This window comes from Rhodoferax sp., from assembly GCF_034519335.1.
Classification (GTDB): domain Bacteria; phylum Pseudomonadota; class Gammaproteobacteria; order Burkholderiales; family Burkholderiaceae_C; genus Allorhodoferax.
The window spans coordinates 17,932-32,914 of the sequence record NZ_JAXHOL010000017.1 but is presented as its reverse complement, the minus strand read 5'-3'; the positions used below and the strand labels follow the sequence as shown (position 1 = coordinate 32,914).

Genomic DNA, 14,983 nt, shown 5'->3' with positions numbered 1-14,983 from the left:
ATGAACTTTGAACTCAAGCCTTTGACCCTGGTGGGCCTTGCCAACGAAAAATGTGATGTCTTGGTGCTGCTGGTGCAGCAAGACTTCAAGCCGGGCAAGGACGAGTTATCCGTGCTCGTAGCTGCAACTGTGAAGGCAGGTGATTTGGGCGCGAAGCCAGGCCAAGTCGTGTCGCTCTACCGTGCATCCCAAGCCAACGCATCCCGCTTGTTACTGGTTGGGGTAGGCGAAGGCAAGGCAAAGCAGGTTCGGTCGGCGGTGCAGGCAGCGCTGGGCTCGGTCAAGGCCTCTTTGGGTAAAAAAGTGGTGCTGGCCTTTGCGTCTGCGGCCCAGGAGGACGCGGTGCGTGCAGCCGTGTTGGCAGCGGCAGACGCGACCTACAGCTACACCCACGCTAAAAGCAAACCCGAGCCACGCACCGTCCAGAAATGCCTGGTTGCAGCCAGCAATGTGACCGAAGTGTCCGTCACCTTTGACCGTGCCGTGGCTACGGTACTGGGCATGGAACTGGCCAAGGAGTGGGCCAACCGCCCCGCCAACCACGCCACGCCGACCCTGCTGGGGCAAGCCGCACAAGCTTTGGCCAAACTGCCCAAAGTGTCCTGCGAAGTATTGGGGCCCAAAGAGGTCGCCAAGCTGGGCATGGGTTCTTTCATGGCTGTTGCCCAAGGTTCGGACGAGCCCTTGCGGTTCATTGTGCTGCGCTATGACGGAGCTGCCAAAACCAAGGCACCGACGGTACTGGTTGGCAAGGGCATTACGTTTGACAGCGGGGGAATTTCCATCAAACCTGCAGCCGAGATGGATGAAATGAAGTTCGACATGTCGGGTGCGGCGAGTGTGCTGGGCGTGTTTCGTGCGCTGGCGCAGATCAAGCCAGCCATCAATGTGGTTGGTCTGATTCCGGCATGTGAGAACCTGATCAATGGCCGTGCGGTCAAGCCGGGGGATGTGGTCACCAGCATGAGTGGCCAGACCATCGAGATACTGAACACCGATGCCGAGGGACGTTTGGTTTTGTGTGACGCGCTGAGTTATGCCGAACGTTTCAAGCCTGCGGCGGTAGTGGATATTGCGACCCTGACTGGCGCTTGTGTGGTGGCATTGGGCGGTGTGCGCAGCGGTTTGTTTTCCAGTGATGACGCGCTGGGTGAGGCGTTGTTGACGGCTGGTGAGCGCAGTGCAGATTTGGCTTGGCGCATGCCGCTGGACGATGACTATGCCGACGGTCTAAAAACGAATTTTGCTGACGTTGCCAATGTGGCAGGCCGCATGGGTGGCGCCATTACCGCTGCCAAATTCTTGCAACGCTTCGCTGGCAAGTACCCATGGGCGCATTTGGACATTGCCGGTACAGCGTGGAAAAGCGGGGCTGCCAAAGGTGCTACCGGGCGTCCGGTGGGGCTGCTGGTGGAGTACCTTGTGGCCCAAGCGGCAAACAAGTGACAGAAGTCGCCTTCCACTTTGGTGCGCCCAACAAGCTGGACTATGCAGGGCGTTTGCTGCGAAAGGCGGTGGGGCGGGGCGCTCGTATGGTGGTGTTTGGCTCCAATGACTTGGTGCGCCGACTGGATGCACATTTGTGGGCGCAGTCGCCCACGGAGTTCTTGGCGCACTGTGTAGATGGTGATTCCTCCATGCTGCGTAGCCCGGTAGTGTTGACCAGTGCCTTGCACCTCGGCTTGCCAACCGGCAGTGTTCTGTTGAACTTGGCGGATGTCATCCCGGAAGGTTTTGACCGCTTTGGACGGGTTATTGAGGTGGTCAGCCATGAGGAAGAAGATCGCTTGGCCGCCCGCGGACGCTGGAAACAATACGCCCAGCGGGGCATAACCATTCAGAAGCACGACCTGAATCTCAAAGGAGCTGCGTAATGCGTGCCCCCAAGCCAACGCCGAGGTTTTTACCCACGCTCACGGAAGTGGTGCAGCCCCCCAATCCGCCAGAACCGCCTCCCCAAGTCCCTATCGATACCGATGCCATGGTTGCCAAAGTCATGCAGGCCGTTGCACCGCATATAGAAAACCAATTGCGTGAACTGGTTAGCGATCTGGTGCAAGAGCAGTTGCGCGAGCTGTCGCCCCGTATTCAGCACGACCTGGAGCAGATGGTCCGTGCAGCCGTAGAGGGTGCAGTGGCGGAAATGCCTCATCCGCGCCAGCCCTGATTACAGAGCGAGGCGCGTTAGGCCTCCTTGTGGTCGAGAGATGTTTGCCTTGCTCAGAATGCTTTTTTTGCTATCCCAGACCCCGGAGCCAAAAACACTTCGAAAGGCAGGTTAGAATACGAGGCTCTGGAGCGGTGGATGAGCGGTTTAAGTCACACGCCTGGAAAGCGTGCGTGGGGTAAAACCCACCGCGGGTTCGAATCCCGCCTGCTCCGCCAGAACCAAGTCCCGTCAGTCCTTCCAGGCTGTCAGGCAGAAAAACCCCGCTGCATTCGTGCTGCGGGGTTTTTTATTGCCCCTTCGATTTGGGGCTGGGTCTATTTGCTGGTTTGCACCATCTTCATCGCGGTTGCAATCAAGGTCGATACCTCACTCATATTGCCCGGGATGATCAAGGTGGTCGTCGCGTCTGCGGCCACTTTGCCGTAGGCGTCCACGGCGCGTTCTGCTACCTTGAGCTGCACCGCTTGCTCACCACCTGGCTGCCGGATCGCCGCAGCAATACGTTCAATGGCCGCTGCGGTAGCGTCGGCTACGGCCGTGATGGAAGCGGCTTCGCCTTGGGCGCTGTTGATGGCCGCTTGTTTTTCACCCTCGGAGCGGGCGATAAAAGCTTCACGCTCACCGGTAGCAATGTTGATTTGTTCCTGGCGGCGGCCTTCGGATGCCGCAATCAGCGCACGCTTCTCACGCTCAGCAGTGATTTGGGCCTGCATGGCGTGCAAGATTTCTTTCGGGGGCGTCAAGTCTTTGATTTCGTAGCGCAGCACCTTTACGCCCCAGTTCAGCGCGGCTTCGTCAATCGCGGCAACCACCTGGGCGTTGATGATGTCGCGCTCTTCAAAGGTCTTGTCCAGCTCCAGCTTTCCGATGACGGAACGCAGCGAGGTTTGGGCCAGCTGGGAGATTGCCATGATGTAGTTGCTGGAGCCGTAGCTCGCACGCATGGCGTCGGTGACCTGGAAGTACAGAATACCGTCGACTTGCAGTTGGGTGTTGTCTTTGGTGATGCAGACTTGGCTGGGAATATCCAGAGGGATTTCTTTCAGCACATGTTTGTAGGCCACCCGGTCAATGAAGGGCACCAGAAAATTCAGGCCCGGGGTCAACGTGCCATGGTACTTGCCCAACCGCTCAATCACCCACGCGTGCTGCTGGGGCACCACTTTGACGGAGCGGGTAATAAAGATGACTGCGATAACCAAGAGAACAATTGCGATTTCCATAGGGGTTCCTGTTTAAGCTTTGTCGACCAAAAGGCGGTTGCCCACCATCTCTGCCACCCGGTAGGCGCCAGGTGCGGGATTGATACCTGCACGGTGCATGACCGTCCATTGCGCACCGCGGTAGTGCACGCTGGCCGTGCCATCTGCGTTCCAGCTGGCTACTTGCACCGTTTCGCCAATGTCGAGGTTGACATTCGGATTGGCCTGGGCCGGTGCTTCGGCGCGGCTTGCAGACCGTTTGAAATGCCAGATAACCACGGCACCGCCGCCCACCAGCGACGCCAGCACCACCTGAACGGTAAGGCTGGCGCCCATGTGGGCTGCGAGCGCTGCTGCAACTGCACCCAAACCCAGCATCAGCAGGTAAAAGGTGCCGGTTAGCAGCTCGACAGCCACGATGGCGCCGGTGACCAGCCACCAGAGGGTGGGTTGCGACATGTGGGGGGCCTCCTGTGTATTGATGACGCCACATTGTGGGCCAAATGCGTGACACCGCCATAACCTTGCCGCCAGAAGTCCTTACACTTCGCGCCTGTTTTGTATTTTTAGCCCGCCCGTTGGAGCCACTCGATGAAGTTTCGCTTTCCCATCATCATCATTGACGAAGATTTCCGCTCGGAAAACACGTCAGGGCTGGGCATTCGCGCCCTGGCCCAGGCCATCGAATCGGAGGGCTTCGAAGTACTGGGCGTCACCAGCTATGGCGATCTGAGCCAGTTTGCCCAGCAGCAGAGCCGTGCCAGTGCCTTCATTTTGTCGATTGACGATGAGGAGTTCACCCCCGGTCCGGACCTGGACCCTGCGGTGCTGAATCTGCGCCATTTCATTGAAGAGGTGCGCCGCAAGAACCTGGACGTGCCGATCTACGTGTATGGCGAAACGAAGACCAGCCGCCACATCCCCAACGACATCTTGCGCGAGCTGCATGGCTTCATTCACATGTTTGAAGACACGCCCGAGTTCGTGGCGCGCCACATCATTCGCGAGGCCAAGGGCTACCTGGAAGGCGTCCAGCCGCCGTTCTTCAAGGCGCTGCTGGACTACGCCGAAGACGGCTCCTACAGCTGGCACTGCCCGGGCCACTCCGGTGGCGTGGCGTTTCTGAAGAGCCCCGTGGGCCAGATGTACCACCAGTTTTATGGCGAAAACATGCTGCGCGCCGACGTCTGCAACGCGGTGGAAGAGCTGGGCCAGTTGCTGGACCACAACGGCGCCATTGGCGCCTCCGAGCGCAACGCGGCGCGGATTTTCAATGCCGACCATTGCTTCTTTGTCACCAACGGCACCTCGACCTCCAACAAGATGGTCTGGCACCACACCGTGGCACCCGGCGACATCGTGATCGTGGACCGCAACTGCCACAAGTCCAACCTGCACGCCATCATCATGACCGGGGCTATTCCCGTGTTCCTGAAGCCCACGCGCAACCACTTCGGCATCATCGGCCCCATCCCGCAAAGTGAGTTTGAGCCGGCCACCATCCAGGCCAAGATCAAGGCCAACCCCTTGCTCAAAGGTGTAAATGCCAAGACGGTGAAGCCGCGCATCTTGACGCTGACGCAGAGCACCTACGACGGTGTGCTCTACAACACCGAAACTATCAAGGGCATGCTCGATGGGTATGTGGAGAACATTCACTTTGACGAGGCGTGGCTGCCCCATGCGGCCTTTCACCCGTTCTACGGCACCTACCACGCCATGGGCAAGAACCGCGTCCGCCCCAAAGAGGCCGTGGTCTACAGCACGCAATCCATCCACAAACTGCTGGCTGGTATCAGCCAGGCCAGCCATGTGCTGGTGCAGGACTCGCAGACCGTGAAGTTGGACAAGCACCTCTTCAACGAGGCCTATCTGATGCACACCTCTACCAGCCCGCAGTACAGCATCATTGCCAGCTGTGACGTGGCTGCGGCCATGATGGAGCCACCTGGTGGCACCGCTTTGGTGGAAGAAAGCATTGCCGAGGCGCTGGACTTCCGCCGCGCCATGCGCAAGGTGGACGAGGAGTACGGCGACGACTGGTGGTTCAAGGTTTGGGGACCGGACAAGCTGGCCGACGAAGGCATCGGCAAGGCTGCAGACTGGATCATCAAGGGCGAGAGCAAGAGCGCGAAGGCCAACTGGCACGGCTTTGGCAAGCTGGCCAGTGGCTTCAATATGCTGGACCCGATCAAGTCCACCATCGTGACACCGGGCCTGGACCTGAACGGCAAGTTTGCCAAGACCGGCATTCCTGCCTCCATCGTGACCAAGTTTCTGTCCGAGCACGGCGTGGTGGTGGAAAAAACTGGCCTGTACAGCTTTTTCATCATGTTCACTATCGGCATTACCAAGGGCCGCTGGAACAGCATGTTGACCGCGTTGCAGCAGTTTAAAGACGACTACGCCAAGAACCAGCCCATGTGGCGTGTTCTGCCTGAATTTGTGCAGAAGTACCCACGTTACGAGAAGATGGGCCTGGCTGACTTGTGCCACCACATCCACCAGCTTTACGCCAAGTTTGACATTGCGCGCCTGACCACCGAGGTCTATCTGAGCGATCTGGTGCCCGCCATGAAGCCCAGCGACGCCTACGCCCACATTGCCTTGCGCAAGACCGAGCGGGTGGAAATTGACCACCTGGAGGGCCGCGTGTCCGTGGGCATGGTCACACCGTACCCACCCGGCATTCCCTTGCTGGTGCCTGGCGAGGTGTTCAACAAGAAAGTGGTGGACTACCTCAAGTTCTCGCGCGAGTTCAACGCCCAGTGCCCTGGTTTTGAGACCGATGTGCACGGCTTGGTGAGCGAGGTCGGCGAAGATGGCAAGGTGCGTTACTACGCAGACTGCGTCAAGGCCTAAGCCAGGCAAGGGCCTGCGCACGCCAATAAAACCAAAAATAGCGCCAGTGCGTTTCGCATTGGCGCTATTTTTTTTCTTTTGATAGCTTTTGGCGCAGTATCTGTGCGGGCTAGAGGCTCATTTGGCTTTAAATCAAGCTGCTTCGGTGGTTACGCCCATGGTCTGGCTGTAGCCACCGTCCACATAGGTGATCTCGGCGGTCACGCCACCTGCCAAGTCGCTCAGCAGGAAGGCGGCCACATTGCCCACGTCTTCAATCGTCACATTGCGGCGGATCGGGGAGGCGCCGGCGACCATGTTGAGCAACTTGCCAAAATCCTTGATGCCGCTGGCCGCCAAGGTCTTGATCGGGCCGGCGCTGATGCCGTTGACGCGGATGCCCTTGGGGCCCACGGCTTCCGCCAGGTAGCGCACGCTGGCTTCCAGGCTGGCCTTGGCCAGACCCATGGTGTTGTAGTTGGGGATGATGCGCTCCGCACCCAAATAGGACAGGGTCAGCAGAGCTGCTTTGGGCGTCAGATAGGGCAGGGCGGCCTTGGCCATGGCGGGGAAGCTGTAGGCGCTGATGTCGTGGGCGATCTTGAAGTTTTCGCGTGTCAGGCCGTCCAAGAAGTTGCCGGCAATGGCTTCGCGCGGCGCAAAGCCGATGCTGTGCACAAAGCCGTCAAAGGTGGGCCAGTGGGCCGACAAGTCCTTGAACAACTGGTCAATCTGCTCGTCGTTGCCCACATCGCAGTCAAACACCAGCTTGGAATCAAAGTCTGCGGCGAATTCGGTGATGCGGTCTTTGAAGCGTTCGCCTACGTAGCTAAATGCCAATTCGGCGCCTTGTTCCTTGCAAGCCTTGGCGATGCCGTAAGCAATGGAGCGGTTCGACAACACGCCCGTGATCAACAATTTCTTGCCAGCTAAAAAGCCCATAGTGTCCTCGTGAAAAATGCTTGGTCTAGTGCAGAATTGTCGCATGCGAATTCTGGTGGGCTGGTTATGGGTGTTGGGCAGTGTGTGGACCTCGGGTGCCTGGGCGGCGCACGGCTATGCCCTGTGGGGCGACCTCAAGTACCCGGCCGGTTTTGCCCAATTCGACTACGCCAATGGCAAGGCTCCCAAGGGCGGTGAGCTGCGTCTGGTCAGCAACCTGCGCGTCTCCACCTTCGACAAGTACAACCCCTTCACCATCAAGGGAACGGCGCCCGCCTATCTGAGTAGCCTGATGTTCGACACGCTGCTGGTTGGCTCGCTTGACGAGACTGCCGCAGCTTATGGCCTGTTGGCCGAGGATGTGAGTGTTGCTGCCGACGGCCTGAGCGCCACATTCCGTCTGCGCAAGGAGGCCCGCTTTCACAATGGCGACCAGGTGCTGGCGCGCGATGTCAAACACAGCTTTGATACGTTCATCGGACCTTTTACATCGCCCGCGTACAAGAGCCTGTTGGACGATGTGGCAGGTGTCGACGTGGTGGACACCACCACCATACGTTACCGCTTCAAGAAGCCCAATCGCGAACTGCCGCTGACCGTCGGTGGCCTGCCGGTGTTCAGCCACCGCTGGGGTGAGGAGGGTGGCAAGGCCAAGCCGTTTGACCAGGTGGTGATGGACATTCCGATTGGCAGCGGACCTTACAAGATCGGCCCGGTGGTGTTTGGCAAGGACATCACCTACGTGCGCGATGCCAGTTACTGGGCTCGTGACCTGAATGTGAAGCGAGGGAGCGCCAATTTCGACCGCATCCTGGTCAAAATTTACAAAGACAATACCGCGCGTCTCGAAGCACTCAAGGCTGGCGAGTTTGACCTCATGCGTTTTTTCTCTGCCGGCGACTGGGCGCGCCGCGTCAATGGACGCAAGTTTGACAGTGGCGAACTGGTCAAAGCCGAGTTCAAGCATCGACTGCCCACAGGCTTTCAAAGCTACGTGCTCAACACCCGGCGTGACAAGCTGAAAGACGTACGGGTGCGTCAGGCATTGGGCTTGGCGCTGGACTACGAATGGATGAACCGCCAGATGTTTTATGGCGCCTACCAGCGCGTGCAAGACCTGTTTGGTAATACCGACTGCCAGGCCACGGGTGAGCCTTCAGCCGACGAGTTGGCCTTGCTGACACCTTGGCGCACGCAGGTCCCTGCCGCAGTGTTTGGTCCTATGGTCGTGCCACCCCGCACGGATGGCGACAGCTCCCTGCGCAACAATTTACGCCAAGCACAACAGCTGCTGAAGGAAGCGGGTTGGGAATACCGCAACGGTGCGCTGCGCAACGCCAAGGGCGAGGCCTTTGAACTGGAGTACCTGGATAGCAATGAAACCGGCGCTCGCGTGGTGGCGCCGTGGTCGCGCAATCTGGAGAAAATTGGTGTCAAGCTCAAGTTCCGCCCGGTGGACTTTGCGCTCTACCAGCAGCGCCTGCAGAAATTCGAATTCGACATCACCTCCATCGCCTATGGTGGCACGCATAACCCCGGCCAAGAATATGCCGACATGTTCGGCAGCAAGGCGGCGGACACGGAAGATTCGGGCAACTTCAGCGGCATCAAAAACCCGGCTGTAGACGCCCTGGTGGCCGCCATGACCGGTGCCAAGCGCAAGCAGGACCTGTTGCCCGCCTGTCGCGCGCTGAACCGGGTGATCATGCACAGCCATATTTTGGTGCCCCAGTGGTCCGCCGGAACCCATCGCATGGCCTACAACACCTGGCGTCTGGACAAGCCCGCGCAGATGCCCCCGTACGCCCAAGGCGAGGGCTGGGCCATTGACTTGTGGTGGGCTAAATAATGTTTCTGTATTCCCTCAAACGCCTGGCCCTCATGTTGCCCACATTGCTGGGTGTGCTGTTGCTAACCTTTGTGGTCATCCAGTTTGTGCCCGGCGGCCCTGTGGAGCAGTACCTGGCCGAGGCCAAGGCGGGTGCCGGTACGGGGGCGGACGGAGGTGGCTTGAATTACCGTGGCGGTCAGGGCGTGGACCCCAAGCGCATTGAGCAGGCCAAAGCGTTGTACGGCTTTGACAAGCCTGCCCCCGAGCGCTTTTGGCAGATGCTGGTGCAGTTCGCCCAGTTTGACCTGGGCAAGAGTTTTTTCCACAACAAGGATGTGTCCGCGCTGGTCTGGGAAAAACTGCCCGTTTCCATGAGCCTGGGGCTATGGACCTTCTTCATCAGCTACTTGATTGCGGTGCCATTGGGCGTGGCCAAGGCCGTGCGCGCAGGTTCACGGTTCGACCTGATTACCTCGCTTGTGGTCCTGGTGGGGTATGCCATCCCCGGCTTTGTGCTGGGTGTGGCGCTGCTGGTGATCTTTGGTGGGCAGCTGCAATGGTTCCCGCTGCGCGGGCTCACCTCGGCCAACTGGGAGACGCTGTCGTGGGGCGCCCGAATCACTGATTACCTCTGGCACATCACGCTACCGGTCACGGCCATGGTGATGGGCAGCTTTGCGGTGACTGCCATGTTGACCAAGAACGCGTTTCTGGAGGAGATCCGCAAGCAATATGTGGTGACGGCGCGTGCCAAGGGCTTGTCGGAAGGTCGGGTGCTTTGGAAGCATGTTTTGCGTAACGCGCTGATCCCCATCGTTACCGGCTTTCCAGCTGCGTTTGTGGGTGCCTTTTTTACCGGGGCGCTGCTGATCGAAACCCAGTTTTCCCTGGATGGCATGGGCCTGTTGAGCTATGAAAGCGTGATCCGTCGCGACTACCCTGTGGTCATGGGAACGCTCTACCTGTTCACGCTGATTGGCCTCGTCACCAAACTGATTTCCGACCTCTGTTACGCCTGGGTAGACCCCCGTGTCACGTTTGACTAAGCCCATGCAAATCAACAACCCAGCCCATAGCCAAAGTCCCCGCCGTCGCGCCTGGCTACGCTTCCGGCGTAACCGCTTGGGCTTTGCCAGCCTGCTGATTTTTTGTGCACTGGTACTTATCAGCCTGGCGGCGGAGCTGGTGTCCAATGACCGCCCATTGGTGGCGGTCTACCAGGGCCAAACCTACTGGCCCATGGTGCGCGACTACCCCGAGACCACCTTTGGCGGCGACTTCGCCACGCCTACGGATTACCTAGACCCCTTTATTCAGCAGCGACTGGCCGAGCCTGGCAACTGGGCGCTGTTTGCGCCTAACGCCTATGGCCCCAAGACGCTGAACTACTTTGCCCCCGCACCGAACCCGGCACCACCCAGTCGCGCCAACTGGCTGGGTACGGATGACCGAGGGCGCGACTTGCTGGCGCAACTGATCTACGGTTTTCGGGTCAGCGTGCTGTTTGCGCTGGCACTGACCTTCACCGGCGTTGTGCTGGGCGTGGTCACGGGAGCCATCCAGGGCTTTTTTGGTGGCAAAACCGATCTGGCTTTCCAGCGTTTCATTGAGGTCTGGGGGGCCATGCCCGAGCTGTATCTATTGATTATTTTCAGTGCGGTATTCGCACCCAGCATTACGCTGCTGCTGGTGCTGCTCAGTCTGTTTGGCTGGATGGGCCTGTCCGACTATGTGCGGGCCGAGTTCCTGCGCAACCGCCAACTTGACTATGTGCGGGCCGCCCGTGCGCTAGGCGTGTCCAACTGGAAAATCATCACCCGCCATGTGCTGCCCAACAGCCTGACGCCCGTGGTTACCTTTTTGCCCTTCCGCATGAGTGGTGCGATTCTGGCGCTTACCTCACTGGACTTTCTGGGCCTGGGTGTGCCGCCCGGCACACCATCGCTGGGTGAATTGCTCTCGCAAGGCAAAAACAATATCGATGCTTGGTGGATTTCGCTATCCACCTTCGGCGTGCTAGTCGTCACGCTGCTGCTGCTCACCCTGATGGGCGACGCCCTGCGCGATGCGCTGGACCCCCGAAAGCAGGACCTATGAGCGCTCCCAAACCACTTTTGGAGGTGCGCGGCATGCGCGTGGCCTTTGAGGGCCGCGAGGTGGTGCATGGTGTGGATTTTCAGATTCAACCCGGAGAGAAGCTGGCGCTGGTGGGCGAATCTGGCTCCGGTAAAACCGTCACCGCGCTGAGCCTGCTTGGCCTTGCTCAAGGCGCCGATGTGCAGGGCACAGCCCACTTTGGAGCGGCCGACCCCGTCAATTTGTTGGGCCTACCCGAACGCCAGTTGCGCGCCATTCGTGGCGCAGACATCGCGATGATTTTTCAGGAGCCCATGACGGCCCTGAACCCGGTGCTGACCATTGGCGAGCAGATTGCCGAGATTTTGCAGTTAAAACAGGGTCTAGCCCCCGCAGAATCTGCGCGAGCAGCTATTCAATTGATAGCGGATACGGGTATTGCAGAGCCCACAAGGCGTTTCAAGGCCTATCCGCACCAGCTATCGGGTGGCCAGCGCCAGCGCGCGATGATCGCCATGGCACTGGCTTGCAAGCCCAAATTGTTATTGGCGGACGAGCCCACCACGGCGCTGGACGTGACGGTGCGCCGCCAGATTCTGGATCTGCTGGACCAGTTGCAACACAAGCACGGTATGGCGGTGCTGCTGATTACCCACGACCTGAACCTTGTGCGCCAATTTGCCAACCGCGTGGCGGTGATGGAGGCTGGACATCTTGTAGAAGAGGGCGTTGTGGCGGATGTATTTGCTCGGCCTCAGCATGCCTACACCCGCCGATTGCTGGACAGCCGGCCCAGCCGCCAAGTGCTGCCAGCCCAGCCAAATGCCGAAGTGCTGCTGCAGGGCCACGGTGTGCGCGTGGGCTACCCGGTGCCGTTGGGCGGAGTGAAGGGTTGGTTTAAATCTGGTGAATTTGTGGCGGTGCAGGGGGCTGACTTTGTCGTTCCCGCAGGCCAGACGCTGGGCGTGGTGGGAGAGTCGGGTTCCGGCAAATCGACCTTGGCGCTGGCGGCACTGGGTTTACAACGATTTTCGGGTGATTTGTCGGTGTTCGGGCGGGCTTGGGGTCAGGGTATTGCTGCTGACCAAGCCCTGCGCAAAGGGCTTCAGGTGGTCTTTCAGGACCCGTTTTCATCTTTATCCCCTCGGTTGACCGTGGAGGAAATTGTTGGCGAGGGCTTGTTGGTGCACGCGCCGCAATTGGACACCCCGGCCCGCCGAACCCGGGTGGTGGATATGTTGGAGACGGTGGGGCTATCGGACGCACAGTTTCCCGGCTTGCTGGAGCGTTACCCCCACCAGTTCTCTGGCGGCCAACGCCAGCGTCTGGCCATTGCACGGGCACTTATTTTGCAGCCGAGACTGTTGGTACTGGATGAACCTACCAGCGCGCTGGATGTGACCATGGCCCAACAGATCCTGCAGTTATTGCAGCGTTTGCAGGCCGAGCGTGGCCTCGCCTATTTGCTGATTACCCATGACGTAGCAGTTATCCGGGCCATGGCGCACCATGTTTTGGTCATGCAAGCTGGGCATATTGTTGAAAGTGGCACTGTGGAACAGGTACTGAACGCGCCCCAACATGGGTACACCCGCACATTGCTGGCTGCAGCCGAATAATTCCTTACGGATCAAGGGTCTTAGCACAAGTTTGTGGGTATAATCCAAAGCTCACGACCAAACGGGCGGGTAACTACCGCCCGTTTTTTTTGGTCGATTGTTTTTCACTCACGCATTCAGGCAGGCTTTACAGACGTGGCATTACAGGAAATCGTTGAACAAACCGTAGCAGGGCTGGGATATGACCTGGTGGAGATTGAGCGCTCCGCCGGAGGCTTGCTGCGCATCACCATCGATTTGCCTTGGACTCCACCCAAAGAGGGCGAGTTGGCTGTTGAGCAGTTTGTGAATGTGGAGGATTGCGAAAAAGTGACGCGCCAGTTGCAGTTTGCGCTGGAGGTGGATGGTGCGGAATACAAGCGGCTCGAGGTGTCCTCGCCTGGTATTGACCGCCCGCTGCGTCACACGCAAGATTTTGAGCGGTTTGCAGGGCAGATCATCGACATCACCCTCAAGGCTCCGATGGGTGCAGCGGCCAACGGCCAAGTCAATGCCAACCGGAAGAAGTTTCGCGGCACGCTGGAGCGTGTGGTGGCAGCCGACGGCACCGTGGGCTGGCAAATCGTCTGGAGCGATGCGCCCGAGCCCAAGCCCGGCCAAAAGGTCAGCAAAAAACGTGTGCCACCGCCACTGCAGGCGCTGGGCTTCACGTTTGACGAACTGCGTGACGCGCGGCTGGCACCGATTGTGAGTTTCAAGGGCCGCGGCAACGCTGGTTCTGCGGAGTAAGTCGTACGGCTGTGTTTCAGCTGGCGCGTCCCCCAAGTTTGTTTGTATTGATAAGAGTGTTCAGGAGAGTCATGGCATGAATCGCGAACTGTTGATGCTGGTGGAAGCAATTTCCCGAGAGAAAAACGTAGAACGTGACGTGGTGTTGGGTGCTGTGGAAGCAGCCCTGGCCCAGGCCACCAAAAAGCTGTACCCCGGCGAAGTGGATATCCGCGTCGCCTTGGACCGTGACAGCGGTAACTACGAAACCTTCCGTCGCTGGCATGTGGTTCCCGATGAGGCCGGTTTGCAATTGCCTGACCAGGAAATCTTGCTGTTCGAAGCCAAGGAGCAAATCCCTGACATCGAAGTGGATGAGTACATCGAAGAGCCGGTTGCATCGGTGCCGATTGGTCGCATTGGCGCGATGGCGGCCAAGCAGGTCATCTTGCAAAAGATCCGTGATGCTGAGCGCGAAATGCTGCTCAACGACTTCATGTCCCGTGGCGAGAAGATCTTTGTGGGCACCGTCAAGCGTCTGGACAAGGGCGACATCATTGTGGAGAGCGGCCGCGTCGAAGGCCGTCTGCGCCGCGGTGAGATGATCCCCAAGGAAAACCTGCGTACCGGTGACCGTGTGCGCGCCATGATCATGGAAGTGGACCTGACCCTGCGTGGCGCGCCCATTTTGTTGTCGCGTTCCGCACCCGAATTCATGATCGAGCTATTCCGCCAGGAAGTGCCCGAAATCGAACAAGGCCTGCTGGAAATCAAGAGCTGCGCCCGCGACGCAGGCTCGCGCGCCAAGATCGCCGTGCTGTCGCATGACAAGCGCGTGGACCCCATCGGCACTTGCGTAGGCGTGCGTGGCACCCGTGTCAATGGCGTCACCAATGAGCTGGCCGGTGAACGTGTGGACATTGTGCTGTGGAGCGAGGATCCCGCCCAGTTCGTGATTGGTGCCTTGGCCCCTGCCAACGTCTCTTCCATTGTGGTTGACGAAGAGCGCCATGCCATGGATGTGGTGGTGGACGAGGAAAACTTGGCGATTGCGATTGGCCGTGGTGGCCAAAACGTGCGTCTCGCCTCCGAGCTGACCGGTTGGAAGATCAACATCATGGACGCGGCCGAGTCGGCGCAGAAGTTGGCCAACGAGACCGACTCCGGCCGTAAGCTGTTCATGGAGAAACTGGATGTTGACGAAGAAATCGCTGACATCCTGATTGCAGAAGGGTTTACCAGCCTTGAAGAAGTGGCTTATGTGCCACTCCAAGAAATGTTGGAAATTGAGAGCTTTGACGAAGACACGGTGCACGAGTTGCGCAACCGCGCCAAAGATGCCCTGTTGACCATGGAAATCGCCCATGAAGAAAGCGTCGAAGAAGTTTCGCAAGACCTGCGTGACCTTGAAGGCCTGACCCCCGAGCTGATCGGCAAACTGGCAGATGGCGGTGTTCACACCCGCGATGAACTGGCCGATCTTGCCGTTGACGAACTTACAGATATTACCGGCCAGTCTGCGGACGAAGCCAAGGCCCTGATCATGAAGGCGCGCGAACATTGGTTTACCAATGACGCCGCCTCTCAAGAGTAA

General features: G+C 58.9%; 13 protein-coding genes and 1 tRNA gene. 11 read left to right on the top strand and 3 right to left on the bottom strand.

The features are described 5' to 3' along the window. The 4 genes from U5O12_RS07145 to U5O12_RS07130 all read left to right on the top strand — a co-directional run bounded on the left by U5O12_RS07145 (position 1) and on the right by U5O12_RS07130 (position 2,385). On the top strand, positions 1-1,446 hold the full coding sequence (locus U5O12_RS07145) for a leucyl aminopeptidase (RefSeq protein ID WP_322577969.1): 1,446 nt from the start codon (positions 1-3) through the stop codon (positions 1,444-1,446). Continuing rightward, a complete protein-coding gene (locus U5O12_RS07140; protein ID WP_322577968.1) occupies positions 1,443-1,874 on the top strand; it encodes a DNA polymerase III subunit chi in 432 nt (143 codons plus the stop codon). Before U5O12_RS07145 ends, U5O12_RS07140 begins: the two co-directional genes overlap by 4 nt. Further along, complete coding sequence (locus U5O12_RS07135; protein WP_322577967.1) at positions 1,874-2,167, top strand: hypothetical protein; 294 nt, start codon at positions 1,874-1,876, stop codon at positions 2,165-2,167. The genes U5O12_RS07140 and U5O12_RS07135 overlap by 1 nt, the downstream gene beginning before the upstream one ends. Positions 2,168-2,295: 128 nt before the next feature. Beyond that, positions 2,296-2,385 (top strand) — tRNA-Ser (locus U5O12_RS07130). A gap of 99 nt (positions 2,386-2,484) precedes the next feature. Here U5O12_RS07130 and U5O12_RS07125 read toward each other — a convergent pair. After that, positions 2,485-3,393: a stomatin-like protein gene (locus U5O12_RS07125; protein WP_322577966.1), complete on the bottom strand. Its 909-nt coding sequence runs from the start codon at positions 3,391-3,393 to the stop codon at positions 2,485-2,487. 12 nt (positions 3,394-3,405) lie between these two features. Beyond that, positions 3,406-3,831 (bottom strand): NfeD family protein, encoded by a 426-nt coding sequence (locus U5O12_RS07120; RefSeq protein WP_322577965.1) that lies wholly within the window; start codon positions 3,829-3,831, stop codon positions 3,406-3,408. A 132-nt stretch (positions 3,832-3,963) separates the two neighbouring features. Here U5O12_RS07120 and U5O12_RS07115 point away from each other — a divergent pair, with 132 nt between their 5' ends. Further along, positions 3,964-6,234, top strand: coding sequence for an arginine/lysine/ornithine decarboxylase (locus tag U5O12_RS07115; protein ID WP_322577964.1), 2,271 nt, complete (start codon positions 3,964-3,966; stop codon positions 6,232-6,234). A gap of 132 nt (positions 6,235-6,366) precedes the next feature. Here the strand turns inward: U5O12_RS07115 and fabI are convergent, their stop codons facing one another. After that, positions 6,367-7,155, bottom strand: a complete 789-nt coding sequence (fabI, locus tag U5O12_RS07110) for an enoyl-ACP reductase FabI (RefSeq protein ID WP_322577963.1) — start codon at positions 7,153-7,155, stop codon at positions 6,367-6,369. A 43-nt stretch (positions 7,156-7,198) separates the two neighbouring features. Here fabI and U5O12_RS07105 point away from each other — a divergent pair, with 43 nt between their 5' ends. From U5O12_RS07105 to nusA, 6 genes are all read left to right on the top strand, one after another. Then, positions 7,199-9,004 (top strand): extracellular solute-binding protein, encoded by a 1,806-nt coding sequence (locus U5O12_RS07105; RefSeq protein ID WP_322577962.1) that lies wholly within the window; start codon positions 7,199-7,201, stop codon positions 9,002-9,004. Beyond that, positions 9,004-10,032, top strand: a complete 1,029-nt coding sequence (locus tag U5O12_RS07100) for an ABC transporter permease subunit (RefSeq protein WP_322577961.1) — start codon at positions 9,004-9,006, stop codon at positions 10,030-10,032. Before U5O12_RS07105 ends, U5O12_RS07100 begins: the two co-directional genes overlap by 1 nt. Before the next feature lie 4 nt (positions 10,033-10,036). Continuing rightward, positions 10,037-11,083, top strand: a complete 1,047-nt coding sequence (locus tag U5O12_RS07095) for an ABC transporter permease (RefSeq protein WP_322578017.1) — start codon at positions 10,037-10,039, stop codon at positions 11,081-11,083. Further along, positions 11,080-12,681 (top strand): dipeptide ABC transporter ATP-binding protein, encoded by a 1,602-nt coding sequence (locus U5O12_RS07090; protein WP_322577960.1) that lies wholly within the window; start codon positions 11,080-11,082, stop codon positions 12,679-12,681. Before U5O12_RS07095 ends, U5O12_RS07090 begins: the two co-directional genes overlap by 4 nt. Before the next feature lie 135 nt (positions 12,682-12,816). Further along, positions 12,817-13,410, top strand: coding sequence for a ribosome maturation factor RimP (gene rimP / locus U5O12_RS07085; RefSeq protein WP_322577959.1), 594 nt, complete (start codon positions 12,817-12,819; stop codon positions 13,408-13,410). Positions 13,411-13,486: 76 nt separating this feature from the next. Continuing rightward, entirely contained in the window at positions 13,487-14,983 is a 1,497-nt protein-coding gene (gene nusA, locus U5O12_RS07080; RefSeq protein WP_322577958.1) for a transcription termination factor NusA, read from the top strand.

Bases quoted from the DNA above. Each gene is read 5' to 3' on its own strand.
- U5O12_RS07095 (WP_322578017.1), top strand. From the start codon at position 10,037: ATGCAAATCAACAACCCAGCCCATAGCCAAAGTCCCCGCCGTCGCGCC.
- U5O12_RS07090 (WP_322577960.1), top strand. From the start codon at position 11,080: ATGAGCGCTCCCAAACCACTTTTGGAGGTGCGCGGCATGCGCGTGGCC.
- U5O12_RS07135 (WP_322577967.1), top strand. From the start codon at position 1,874: ATGCGTGCCCCCAAGCCAACGCCGAGGTTTTTACCCACGCTCACGGAA.
- U5O12_RS07120 (WP_322577965.1), bottom strand. From the start codon at position 3,831: ATGTCGCAACCCACCCTCTGGTGGCTGGTCACCGGCGCCATCGTGGCT.
- U5O12_RS07105 (WP_322577962.1), top strand. From the start codon at position 7,199: ATGCGAATTCTGGTGGGCTGGTTATGGGTGTTGGGCAGTGTGTGGACC.
- U5O12_RS07145 (WP_322577969.1), top strand. From the start codon at position 1: ATGAACTTTGAACTCAAGCCTTTGACCCTGGTGGGCCTTGCCAACGAA.
- U5O12_RS07115 (WP_322577964.1), top strand. From the start codon at position 3,964: ATGAAGTTTCGCTTTCCCATCATCATCATTGACGAAGATTTCCGCTCG.
- nusA (WP_322577958.1), top strand. From the start codon at position 13,487: ATGAATCGCGAACTGTTGATGCTGGTGGAAGCAATTTCCCGAGAGAAA.
- fabI (WP_322577963.1), bottom strand. From the start codon at position 7,155: ATGGGCTTTTTAGCTGGCAAGAAATTGTTGATCACGGGCGTGTTGTCG.
- U5O12_RS07125 (WP_322577966.1), bottom strand. From the start codon at position 3,393: ATGGAAATCGCAATTGTTCTCTTGGTTATCGCAGTCATCTTTATTACC.
- U5O12_RS07100 (WP_322577961.1), top strand. From the start codon at position 9,004: ATGTTTCTGTATTCCCTCAAACGCCTGGCCCTCATGTTGCCCACATTG.